10 protein-coding genes are annotated in these 11,767 nt (G+C 62.2%); 9 read left to right on the top strand and 1 reads right to left on the bottom strand.

Annotated elements, in window-relative coordinates; all coding sequences use genetic code 11:
* On the bottom strand, positions 1-1,436 hold a 1,436-nt coding region (locus ACS5Q1_RS42775), incomplete at its 3' end, for an ATP-dependent helicase (RefSeq protein WP_473103924.1).
* Positions 1,437-1,801: 365 nt separating this feature from the next.
* On the opposite strand from ACS5Q1_RS42775, the gene ACS5Q1_RS42770 reads away from it, so the two are divergent.
* The 9 genes from ACS5Q1_RS42770 (at position 1,802) to ACS5Q1_RS42730 (ending at position 11,599) form a co-directional block, all read left to right on the top strand.
* Positions 1,802-4,375: a DNA translocase FtsK gene (locus ACS5Q1_RS42770; protein WP_473103923.1), complete on the top strand. Its 2,574-nt coding sequence runs from the start codon at positions 1,802-1,804 to the stop codon at positions 4,373-4,375.
* A 123-nt stretch (positions 4,376-4,498) separates the two neighbouring features.
* Positions 4,499-5,188: an NUDIX hydrolase gene (locus tag ACS5Q1_RS42765; protein WP_473103922.1), complete on the top strand. Its 690-nt coding sequence runs from the start codon at positions 4,499-4,501 to the stop codon at positions 5,186-5,188.
* Between the two features lie 50 nt (positions 5,189-5,238).
* Positions 5,239-6,501, top strand: a complete 1,263-nt coding sequence (locus ACS5Q1_RS42760) for a class I tRNA ligase family protein (RefSeq protein ID WP_473103921.1) — start codon at positions 5,239-5,241, stop codon at positions 6,499-6,501.
* Positions 6,502-6,888: 387 nt separating this feature from the next.
* A complete protein-coding gene (locus ACS5Q1_RS42755; RefSeq protein ID WP_473103920.1) occupies positions 6,889-8,325 on the top strand; it encodes an IS1182 family transposase in 1,437 nt (478 codons plus the stop codon).
* A 375-nt stretch (positions 8,326-8,700) separates the two neighbouring features.
* Positions 8,701-8,826 (top strand): hypothetical protein, encoded by a 126-nt coding sequence (locus ACS5Q1_RS42750; RefSeq protein ID WP_473103919.1) that lies wholly within the window; start codon positions 8,701-8,703, stop codon positions 8,824-8,826.
* A gap of 205 nt (positions 8,827-9,031) precedes the next feature.
* Positions 9,032-9,574 carry a hypothetical protein gene (locus ACS5Q1_RS42745; RefSeq protein ID WP_473103918.1) on the top strand — a complete coding sequence of 181 codons (543 nt, stop codon included), beginning with the start codon at positions 9,032-9,034 and terminating at the stop codon, positions 9,572-9,574.
* 3 nt (positions 9,575-9,577) lie between these two features.
* Positions 9,578-10,012, top strand: a complete 435-nt coding sequence (locus ACS5Q1_RS42740; protein ID WP_473103917.1) for a nucleotidyltransferase family protein — start codon at positions 9,578-9,580, stop codon at positions 10,010-10,012.
* Between the two features lie 344 nt (positions 10,013-10,356).
* Positions 10,357-11,379: a Gfo/Idh/MocA family protein gene (locus tag ACS5Q1_RS42735; protein ID WP_473103916.1), complete on the top strand. Its 1,023-nt coding sequence runs from the start codon at positions 10,357-10,359 to the stop codon at positions 11,377-11,379.
* Complete coding sequence (locus tag ACS5Q1_RS42730) at positions 11,354-11,599, top strand: hypothetical protein (RefSeq protein WP_473103915.1); 246 nt, start codon at positions 11,354-11,356, stop codon at positions 11,597-11,599. The genes ACS5Q1_RS42735 and ACS5Q1_RS42730 overlap by 26 nt, the downstream gene beginning before the upstream one ends.
* Positions 11,600-11,767 lie beyond the last annotated feature (168 nt).

The following is an 11,767-nucleotide window of genomic DNA, read 5'->3' as shown; positions in this document are numbered from 1 at the left end:
AAGGAGGGCCACTCGTCTCCCGCCCGGGGCGGGGCAGGGGCCTCGATCAGAGCCCCGATCGGATCGGCGGCATCATGCATGCGATCGAGCACCCGCTGAGCCGAAGTCGGGCCGACGCCGGGCAGGAGCTGCATCAGCCGGAAGCCGGCGACCCGATCGCGCGGGTTCTGCACGAACCGCAGCATCGCGAGCAGATCCTTGACGTGAGCGGCATCGAGGAACTTGAGGCCGCCGAACTTCACGAAGGGAATGTTGCGGCGGGTCAGCTCCACCTCCAAGGAGCCGGAGTGGTGCGAGGTCCGAAACAGCACGGCCTGCTGCTTGAGGCTCATCCCATTCTCGCGGTTCGCGAGCACCTGCTCGACCACGTAGCGGGCCTGATCGGCCTCATCCCGCACCGCCACGAGTTGTGGCCGCTCGGCGGACGTGCGGTCGGTCCAGAGATTCTTCGTGAAGCGCTCGGAGGCAAGCTCGATTACTGCATTGGCGGCGGCCAGGATCGGCTGGCTCGAGCGGTAGTTGCGATCCAGCGTGACGATTTCGGCCGGCGGGCTGAATTGGGTCGGAAAGTCCAGGATGTTGCGGACGGTCGCTGCGCGGAAGGAATAGATCGACTGAGCGTCATCCCCGACCACCGTGAGGCCCTGGCCGCCCGGCTTGAGGGCGAGCAGGATCGAAGACTGGAGTCGGTTCGTATCCTGATACTCGTCGACGAGGACATGATCGAAGCGTCCGCCGAGTTCGGCTGCGATCGAAGGCTCGGCCACCATCTGGCCCCAATAGAGCAGAAGGTCATCGTAATCGAGCACATTCTGGCGCTGCTTGGCCTCGACATAGGCGCTGAACAACTGGCGCAGTTCGGCCGCCCATCCGGCACACCATGGATAGGAGGCCCGCAGTACCTCCTCAATGGCCATCTCGGCGTTCACACAGCGGGAATAGATCGCCAGACAAGTCGCCTTGGCCGGAAAGCGGCTCTCCGTCGTCGAGAAGCCGAGTTCGTGCCGGACGAGGTTCATCAGATCGGCGGAGTCCTCACGGTCGTGGATCGAGAACGCCGGATCGAGCCCGATCTCCAGTGCGTAGTCGCGCAGCAGCCGCGCGCCGATGCCGTGGAAGGTGCCGGCCCAGGTCAGGGCGTCGGTCATCACGCTGGCGCTCTGCCCCATGACCTTGCCGGCGATCCGTTCGACGCGCCGCGCCATTTCGGCCGCGGCCCGGCGCGAGAAGGTCAAGAGAAGGATGCGGCGCGGATCGGCGCCGTTGACGATCAGATGGGCGACGCGATGAGCAAGTGTGTTGGTCTTGCCCGAGCCTGCCCCGGCAATGATCAGCAAGGGTGCGGATGATGATTCACCCCCAGGACTGACGCCGTGCTCCACTGCCTGACGGTGCCGGGGATTGAGTTGGTCAAGGTAGGCGGTGTTGGCAGACACGGTCGAATCATTCCTTTGGGTCCACTATAGATCCCGTTTCCCGTTTTGTTCGCAACGGCACAGCTCGTCGCGCCGGAGAGGCGAGCGTGATCACTGGGTCGCATTTGGCAGACTTTCAGCATCGTCGATGGCACCCCGACGAGGTCGTTTGGCTGGGGGTATCCATCCTTCAACTCTCGATCATCGGCAGGGACATACCCGGCCATCATCCCATCCAATAACTCTCTCTTTACCCCCCATGGGCGACAGTCCCCGACGGCAGCAGTCCCCCTGCGTCTGCCTCAATGGATTTGCAAATACTCATGCGTAACTCATTCAAGCCTAATGATTTTCTTCCGGCCGCGATTCAGCAGGAAGCTCGGGACTTGGCAAAGACATCGGAGCTTCGAAAGACGGAGAGCACACAAGTCGGGGGCAGCATGCAGTTTGCTTGGCAAGCACCTTGGTCGTCGGTGGGAGAGACCGAGCCCGGGTGGTGGCCAGCCTTCGAGCTGTCCAAGGACGTGAGGGCAACACGCACACCTGACCGCTTCATCAAAAAGCAGCCTGAAACGAATGTCGTGACCTTGATTGCCGATGAAGGGCTGGAGGTCGCTCGCGCTGCCCGTGAGGAACATCAGGCGGCTCAGGAGGCGATCCATGACCGTCTCGAGAGGCTTCGCGCCGCCATAGAGGCAAGATCGACTGACGCCAGAGTTCCTGAAACCGAACTCGAGCCGAATCCCGTGGAATTGCGGCCGTCAGGAGAACAGCCTGACGAAGAGGCGGCTCATTTCCCCGATAACGACATTGCGGACGATGCCGAGATGACCCTCGACGACAATCCTGTCGTGGAGGAATTACACTCGGACGTGAGCCAGGAAATAGTGATTGACCTGATCGCCGAAGAGACTGCCAAACAGTTGATCGATGAGGAAGATCTGTCCAGCGCCGCAAAACTGCTTCTGCCGGTTCCCGTGCTCCCAGCAACACCAGCCTTCTCGGGCTTCGCCTTCCAATCGAGCCTTTATCACTTGGTTGTCGCGCCTGGATCATTCCTGATCGATGACACTCCGACAGAGAGTGCGGACTTCGCTCTGGGGATGGTCGCCGAGGAAGCGTACAACACGGGTGAGATTGAGCAGCCTACTGCGTATGAGGAGGAGATTGCTCTTTCCCCATCAGACTCGGACGAGGTGGCTGGGTTGGATGTTGTTGAACCCGGTCCGGGAGACGCAGTAGTCCATGATGCGACTGATGATATCGATCTGGGATATCTAGCCCTGTTCGGCAACGAGTTCGTACCCGCTCAAACGGTGAGTGAGGCTACAGCCGTCGCCGAATGCCAGGGAACGCCGGTTGAACCGGTCGTCACCCAGATCGCTCAGGTGATCGAGTTCCCACTTCACGAGCGGATACTTCAGGAGCGCGGTAAGAGCGCTGGATATGAGCTTCCGTCCATCGAGTTGCTCGCCCAGCCGCCGCAGCGGGAGGGAGAGATACTGACCGAGGATATCCTTGAGGAGAGGGCCGGACGGGTGGAAAAGGTCATCCGTGACTTTGGGGTGAAGGGCGAGGTTATCCACGTCCATCCCGGACCAGTGGTCACGCTGTACGAACTTGAGCCTGCGCCGGGTGTCAAATCCTCGCGTGTCATTGCGCTCTCGGAGGATATCGCCCGCTCGATGAGCGCGGTCTCGGCGCGCGTTGCGGTGATCCCCGGGCGCAATGCCATCGGCATTGAACTCCCGAATGCAACCCGTGAGACGGTGTACCTCCGCGAGATGCTGGAGGCGGCGGATTTCCAGGGATCGGTCCAGAAGCTTCCGATCTGTCTCGGCAAAACCATCGGCGGTGAGCCGGTCATTGCCGATCTCGCCCGCATGCCGCATCTCCTCGTCGCCGGCACCACCGGCTCGGGCAAGTCGGTGGCGATCAACACCATGATCCTCTCCTTGCTGTACCGCTTTACGCCGGAGCAGTGCCGCCTGATCATGGTCGACCCGAAGATGCTGGAGCTCTCGGTCTATGACGGCATCCCGCATCTCCTCACACCCGTGGTCACCGATCCCAAGAAGGCGATCATCGCGTTGCGCTGGGCGGTGCGCGAGATGGAGGATCGCTACCGCAAGATGTCGAAGCTCGGGGTGCGCAACATCGACGGCTTCAACGCCCGCGTGGTCGAGGCGAAAGCCCGCGGCGAGGTGATTACGCGGACCATTGAATCCGGGTTCGATAAGGAAACCGGAAAGGCCACCTATGAGGAGATCACGATTGACCTGACGCCGTTGCCCTACATCGTGGTGATCGTCGACGAGATGGCCGACCTGATGATGGTGGCCGGCAAGGAGATCGAGGGCGCGATCCAGCGCCTGGCCCAGATGGCGCGGGCTGCCGGCATCCATGTCATCCTGGCGACGCAGCGGCCGTCGGTCGACGTGATCACCGGCACGATCAAGGCGAACTTCCCGACAAGGATCTCGTTCCAGGTCACCTCGAAGATCGACAGCCGCACCATCCTCGGCGAGATGGGCGCTGAGCAGCTCTTAGGGCAAGGCGACATGCTGTACATGGCCGGCGGTGGCCGGATCACGCGCGTGCACGGGCCGTTCTGCTCCGACGAGGAGGTCGAGAAGGTGGTCAACCACTTGAAGCACCAAGGCGAGCCCGTCTACCTCGATGCCGTTACGGCCGACGATGAGGCCCCCGAGGAACTGGAGGTTCCGGAGCTTCCAATCGACGAGGACGAGGCTGGCTTTGCGTCAGGGGATGCCTACGAACAGGCCGTCAGCATCGTCCTGCGGCACAGGAAAGCATCGACATCCTACATCCAGCGGCGGTTGCAGATCGGCTACAACCGGGCAGCCTCCATCATGGAGCGGATGGAGAAGGAGGGGATCGTTGGTCCCGCCAACCATGCCGGCAAGCGGGAGATCCTGCGTGGAGAGTTCGAGGACTAGGCACCTGCCTCTGCAACTTCCCAAGCAGAGGTCCGGCGTCTCGCCGGACCTCCTTCTCGGCCGTGCGGTTCAGTCTAACGGCTCTGGCGATGCGTCGGCTGATGTTGTCTGGAGGTGAAGATCGTGACGTGTCCGATAATGCCGAAGGCCTTCATCTATCTCACACGGGCCAGCCATGAGCTTTTGCTTCTCGCCCATCCCATGCATCCGGAGGCTGGCCTCCAAGTTCCTGCCGGCACCGTTGTTCCTGGAGAGCTGCCGAGGGACGCCGCCCGACGGGAACTGGTCGAGGAAACCGGGCTTCAGGAGGTCGAGATCACGAATTTGGTGGGCGAGCGGGTGTACGACATGCGGCCATCTGGCAATAACGAGCGTCACCATCGCTACTTCTTCCATGCCATCCTGACAGGCAAAGCTCCGGAGCGCTGGCGTCACGAAGAACTTCATGGCGGGAGCGAGCCGATCCCGCTGGAGCTGTTCGGGTGGGATCTCAGCACCGGTCTACCGAATCTCATCGCTGGACATAAGGAGATGATCGGACGTCTTCTGGAGGAGTGGGGCAGGGACCAGCGCCAGTCGCTCGCCCGTCTAGTCCTCCGCCACGGGCTGCCGGTCTGTCTCCCTGGCATTGGAACAGCGGCACCTTCTTCGTCGAAGAGCGGCGCTTGTGATCCATTCCTGCAAGGGTACCCAGACGTTGACCCCGATCAGGACCGTTATTACCTTAAGCTCATGATCATGTTCGCTCACGCTCTGCGACTTCGCCTCCCGGTCGTTCCGACGGCCGGGGCTTCCATCCTGTTCGCGAAGTAACCTGGGCGGCGCTCCTCTCGCGCGTTCGCCCGAACGCAGAGAGTCGAGCCATGAAAGCCGATTTCTACTGTGCCGTGATGTTCCCGTATCCGTCCGCGGCGGGGCTGCATCTGGGGCACTACTACAACTACGCCATCATCGATTCCTACTGCCGTTGGCTGAGGCATCGCGGCATGACTGTCTTCCAGCCCTTTGGCTACGACGCCTTCGGACTGCCGGCCGAGAACTACGCCCGCAAGGTCGGTCGCGACCCGGCCGATGTGACCTACGAGAACATCGAACAGTTCCGAGCTCAACTGGCGCGGATGAACACCTGCTATGAGGAGCGCCTGGTCACCTGCGACCCTTCCTACATGAAGTGGACGCAGTGGATCTTCACGCGCCTGCACGAGCGCGGGCTGGCCTACAAGGCCTGGGGCGAGGTGAACTGGTGCCCATCCTGCGAGACCGTGCTGGCCAACGAGCAGGTGATCGATGGCCATTGCGAACGCTGCGGCAGCGCGGTCACCCATCGGGACATGAACGAGTGGTACTTCCGGATCACGGACTACCGCGATCGCCTGATCGCCGGCCTGGACAGGATCGACATGCCGGATTCCACCAAGCGGATGCAGCGGGCCTGGCTGGCCAACCTGAGGGACTGGTGCGTCTCGCGGCAACGGACATGGGGGTGTCCGATCCCGATCGAGGGCGAGACGGATACCCTAGACGGGTTCGTGGACTCCTCCTTCTACTACCTGCGCTATCTGACCGACAGCGACACCGAGTTCCTGCCCGCAGGCTGCTACCAGCCCGTCGACCTGTACGTCGGCGGGGCCGAGCACGCCTGCATGCACCTGATCTACACCCGGTTCATCCATATGGTCCTGTTCGACATGGGCATCGTCCCGCAGGAGGAACCGTTCAGGAAGGTGATCCACCAGGGCGTCATCAGGAAGGACGGGGCCAAGATGTCGAAGTCGAAGGGGAATGCTGTCAGTCCCGATGACTACGACCCGGACGAGCTGCGGCTGTACCTGATGTTCATCGGCCCCTACTTCGAGGGCGGCGAGTGGTCGGACGAGCACATTGTCGGGCAGCGCAGGTTCTTGTCGAGGATGCGGCGGTGGCTAGAGAGCCGGGGCACCGACCGGATCGACCTAAAGCCCTTCGAAGATCAGGTCGACCGTGACGTGCGGGCCTTCAAGTTCAACAAGGTCGTGAGTGGGTTCATGGAGTTCTACAACCGTCACAAGAACCTGAGATTGGACGACGAAACGGCTCGACGGGTCGAAAAGGTGCTGCGGGTATTTGTCCCCGGATTTCGTTCGTGACGTTCTGACGACGAGAGTGGTGGATGCTTATCTTAAGCCAGTTAGCTGTCGGTGGTCCTGATCACCATGGGGACAGCGCGACCCGCGATTGCCTCAAATGAGTGATGTGCGCAATGAGCAGCGAGGCGGAGAGATGCCATAAAGGTCGCGATCTCCGCCCGTGAATCTCATCATGACTTCAGGTCGGCAGAGTCATCGAAGAGCAGATGAGGTCGCGTGGTGCTTGAAGGTCGGCTTCCGGCACGTCCCAGAACCGGACTGAATGACCGCCTACACCGGGTACACCGGACATTCCTGGAGCCCGGGCGACTTCCTTGTATGACCGAGAGTGTGTCAAAACGCAGGATCTGGTAGCTTTGTGCGGTAGCATGGACTGGAGGGATCGCGATGAAGCGGTTTGTCCAAGGCCAGGAGCGCAGCCAGGGCACCTTGTTCCCTGCCTACCTCGACGAGTACATCAGCGAGGACAATCCGGTGCGGGTGATCGACGTCTTCGTCGACGAACTCGACCTGCGCGCGCTGGGGTTCGACGGCGTTGTCCCGCAGGCGACAGGCCGCCCGGCCTATCATCCGGCGGCGCTGCTCAAGCTCTACATCTACGGCTATCTCAACCGCATTCCCTCGAGCCGCCGCCTTGAGCAGGAGACCAGCCGCAATCTCGAGCTGATGTGGCTCACCGGCCAGCTCCAGCCGGATCACAAGACCATCGCCCGCTTCCGCAAGGACAACGGACCGGCCATCCGGGCGGTATGCCGCCAGTTCGTCGGGCTGTGCCGCAAGCTCAACCTGTTCTCGCAGGCGGTGGTGGCCATCGACGGTTCCAAGTTCAAGGCCGTCAATGCCCGCGACAAGAATTTCACGCCGGCCAAGCTCGCCAAGCGGATCGCGCAGGTGGAGGCCAGCATCGCGCATTACCTCTGCGCCCTCGACACGGCGGATCGACAGGAGAGCGAGCTGGCGCAGGAGAAGGCCGGACGGATCAGGGACAAGATCGCGGCCCTCCGAGAGCAGATGCAGCAATTCCGGGAGCTGGAGCAGCAAGTGCTGGCCGCGCCCGACCAGCAGATCTCGCTGACCGATCCGGATGCCCGCGCGATGGCCACTCGCGGCATCGGCACCGGGATCGTGGGCTACAACGTGCAGGCGGCGGTGGATGTCCAGCACCATCTCATCGTCGCGCATGAGGTGACCAACAGTGGCTCGGATCGGGGCCAGTTGTCGGGGATGGCTCAGCAGGCACAGGCGGCCATGGGCACGCCGAGCCTGGAGGCTCTGGCCGACCGCGGCTACTACAAGGGTGAGGACATCCTGGCCTGCGGGCGAGCCGGCATCACGCCCTCTGTGCCCAAGACCCTCAGTTCCGGCGCTAAAGCCGAAGGCCGCTTTGGCAAGCAGGACTTTGTCTATCATCCTGAGGATGACACCTATCGCTGTCCCGCGGGAGAGCGCCTGACGCGACGGTGCTCCACCGTCGAGCATGGGATGCTGCTGCACCTCTACTGGACCACCTGCTGCGAGAGATGTGCGCTGAAGGAGCAATGCACGACCGGCAAGCAGCGGCGCATCAAGCGCTGGGAGCATGAAGACGTGCTCGATGCGATGCAGGAGCGGCTCGACCGGGCGCCGGAGACGACGCGCCTGCGCCGGCAGACGGTGGAGCATCCGTTCGGCACGATCAAGGCGTGGATGGGCGCCACACACTTCCTGACCCGAACCCTGGAGCGGGTGCGCACCGAGATGAGCCTGCATGTGCTCGCCTACAACCTGAAGCGGGTTCTGGCGATCCTCGGGCCTGGACCGCTGCTGGCGGCGATCCAGTTCTGAGGGGGCATCGCCACAAGCACCAAGCTGATCACGATGGCTCAGACACCAGGGAGACTGCCGTCCAGCCTAGTCGAAGAGCCAAACGGCCGTTGTCACGCGCGCTTCAGCCAATCAGAGAACCACATCGACGAACTCAATCCGTCGCGATCTGTGTTTTGACACACCCTCAACCCAGAGGAGACTCAACCCGCGGTCAGATCAGTCGCTTCCCCCGAATCATGAACTCTGTCGGCTGGCATGCTCTTCCCGGCGGCGGATGGAACGACCCGATCGCCGTAAGCGGCAGTCAGGGCTTGGACGGCACGCCAACCCGTGCAGTGACCGGGCGATATCAAGGCTAAGTCGAACGGCGCCAGCGCTTCGACCGGCTCCGGGATGATGGGCACGCTCGCCGAGATGATCGAAAGCCTGGAGCGCGTCGTCGCCGATCTGGAGGCAATCTGGGCCGTTGTGCGGCCGACGGAAGCCCAGTTCCACGACGCTTCCTGCATCGAACACTGATCGGTTGGTGCGTAACCTGCTGCCGCGTCTTGTGGGCGCCGCATGGGGCCACCCCGGCTTCCCAGGCGACCGCCGCCCGATTCGGACTTCCAACATCTGGATCATGGCTGAGGATCACGGATGTACCCGGACGCTCTCTGGGTGGTACCGTCTCGGCTACCCATCGAGGCTGGGACGACCCACGCGTGATTCGCATGAGGATGCGATGGACGACGATAAAGAGAGGTTCGCGGATGCACTCCGCCGTGTCCGGGCAACGGGCTCCATGGGCCTCTCGCCGCGCCCGACCGTCCTCAAGGATTTGATTGGAGCCACCATGCCACCGAAGCACCGGGCCCATCACTGGGGACCACTCGCGGACGATCCATGGATGGCCTTGGCCGTGGAGGGCGACATCGTCAAGAACGAACTCCTACGGCGGGCCGGGGGCTACCTCGAGGAGGAGCTAGCCGCCAACTGGCTTGGCATGACCGCGGAGGAGTTGCGACAGCACACCGAGGCGGGTGACCTGCTCGCGGTGTCCTTCGACGGGCGCCTGCTCGTCCCCGCCTTCCAGCTCAGGAACTCCATGACGCTGTTGAGGATCCGCGAGATCCTCGCCGAGATGCCGATCCGATCGCCATGGATGCGCCTGGAGTGGTGGCTGACGCCCGATGATGCCTTGGGCGGGCAGACCCCTCTCGAAGCCTTCCAGCGCGGTCAGGAGGCGGAGGTCCGAGAGATCGCCCGATCCCATGGAGCGGACTAGCATATGAACGAGAAGAAGGATGCCGAAAAGACCTTCGGGGAAGCCCTGGACGAGATGGGCTGGAAACCCGTTGATCTTGGTCGCCGCATCATCCTCCGAGAGAGGCACCGGACCAACCGCCTAACCCGATATCGCGCTCCTGGGTCGATGGCGCACGTCCGCCATACCCTCTTGTCCATCAAGGAAGACCTCGAGGCGCGGGGCATTCTTCACGTCTGGGTCTATGGCTCGGTTGCGCGAGGCGACCAGCGCGAGGACAGCGACATCGACTTGGTGGTCGAGATCAATCCCGCGGCCAGGATGTCGCTCACTGGCTTCGCACGGCTCCGGCTCGACCTGACGGACGCGCTCCAGCGGACGGCCGATCTCACCGAGTGGCATTTGCTGACGGACGAGTCACATGAGACCGCACGGAAGTATGCCGTTGAGGTATTCTAGTCCCGGAAGACTACAATAGTAATTCTTGTCGACACTCGCCCCGATCCTGGCCGGAGCGCACCTGCACGGCACCATCGAACTGCGAAAGTATGTTGAGCTCGATAGAAGACCCGTGTCGGATCACCTCTTCCTCGTGGGACCGGACGGGCCCCCGTCACATTGATTGCAGTCAAGAGGCGCTGACCTATTTCCGGAGCGTCGTCGCCGCAGTGGGACGCCGCTCGGAAGCCGACATGAGGCGAGCCCATGTCTTTTCGGTAGGCGCGCCTCGCGCTGAAGGCGCGAACGAACGCCGAGCGCCCTCACGGACCCGGACGACCCGAAGACAGAAGGTTCCTTCATCCATGAAGAAGATCGGTTTGGCCATCATCGGCCTTGGGCCTGCATCGCAACCACATTCGAAAAGCCTCCTCGACCTCTCGGATCGGATCGACGTGCACTGGGCGGTAAGCCGCTCACCCGAACGCGTTCAGGCCTATCAGCAACAGTTTCCCTTTCGTACGACGACCGATCTCGACGCCGCCATCCAGGATCCGGCCGTCGATGCGGTCCTGGTCCTTACGCCACCGAGCAGCCACCTTGAGGTGTCGGAACGCTGCTTTGCGGCAGGAAAGCATGTGCTGGTCGAAAAGCCTCTGGAATTGACCCTCGACCGAGCCGAGCGCCTCGTTGCTGCGGCGCAAGCGGCACGCGTCACGTTCGGGGTTGTTCTCCAGCAGCGGTTCAGGCCCGGGAGCCTGAGACTGCGGCAGGTGCTCCGTAGGGGAGAGATCGGCACGGTTCAAGCGGGTTTCCTGTCCGTGCCGTGGTGGCGCCCGCAGAGCTACTACGATGAGCCGGGACGTGGCACCCTGGCTCGGGACGGCGGCGGGGTTCTGCTGACCCAGGCCATCCACTCTCTCGATTTGTTCCGATCGCTGGTTGGCGTTTCAAGCGTCGTTGTCGCCGATGTGCGGACAACCGATCTTCATCGCATGGAGACGGAAGACTACGTCTCGGCACTCCTGCGGCTGGGCAATGGGTCGCCGGGAACTCTGATGGCAACGACGGCAGCCTATCCCGGGCATCCTGAGCGCATTGAAGTCATTGGCACAAAGGGATTTGCATCGCTTATAGGCGGAACCCTTCGCTTGTCCTTCCTGGATGGGCGGGAGGCAATCGTCGAAGCTGAAGGTTCGACGGGAAGCGGTGCGAGTATCGTGGATTTTCCTCATGATGCTCACCGGGCGCTCATCGCTGACTTCGTGGATGCCATTCAGGGTGGACGCCAGCCCATCGCGTCAGGCGAGGAGGCCTTGGAGAGCCAACGCCTGATCTCGGCAGTGCTTGATGGTGGGAAGAGTGCTCAGCATCGAAAAGAACGATAATCTCTCTGCCCAATCGTTCGCTGATCTCAATGTCGATCTGCTGTTCAACGAGAAAGTGGGCGACAATCCGATCCTAATCATTGCTGGGATTAGCGACGGTATGGCGCTCCCGGAACATTGGCGGCAGTCATTTGGCGTGGCGGGGACGGCTCCACCGATTGCTGTCAAATGTGTATGCCTGCCAGTCGGAAGGTCAATTTTTGGCACACCTGAGACCTAAGCCTGAAGGCCGCAATCCTCATCAAACCGGACGTTCCGAAAACGCAGGGAATCTCAGTTCCTGTTAAGGCTTGTTGGATGCCTGCCGCGGCGGAACGGTGCTGCTGCACGAGCGGCAGGCGTTCGACAAGCCTCAAAGGAGGAAACCGCGGAACACCACGCTTAGGCT

This window comes from Microvirga sp. GN3 (assembly GCF_055792825.1).
This window is presented reverse-complemented; position numbering and strand designations above follow the sequence as displayed.

Excerpts from the sequence above, each read along its gene's own strand:
- ACS5Q1_RS42760 (WP_473103921.1), top strand. The coding sequence starts at position 5,239 with ATGAAAGCCGATTTCTACTGTGCCGTGATGTTCCCGTATCCGTCCGCG.
- ACS5Q1_RS42755 (WP_473103920.1), top strand. The coding sequence starts at position 6,889 with ATGAAGCGGTTTGTCCAAGGCCAGGAGCGCAGCCAGGGCACCTTGTTC.
- ACS5Q1_RS42750 (WP_473103919.1), top strand. The coding sequence starts at position 8,701 with ATGATGGGCACGCTCGCCGAGATGATCGAAAGCCTGGAGCGCGTCGTC.
- ACS5Q1_RS42745 (WP_473103918.1), top strand. The coding sequence starts at position 9,032 with ATGGACGACGATAAAGAGAGGTTCGCGGATGCACTCCGCCGTGTCCGG.
- ACS5Q1_RS42740 (WP_473103917.1), top strand. The coding sequence starts at position 9,578 with ATGAACGAGAAGAAGGATGCCGAAAAGACCTTCGGGGAAGCCCTGGAC.
- ACS5Q1_RS42735 (WP_473103916.1), top strand. The coding sequence starts at position 10,357 with ATGAAGAAGATCGGTTTGGCCATCATCGGCCTTGGGCCTGCATCGCAA.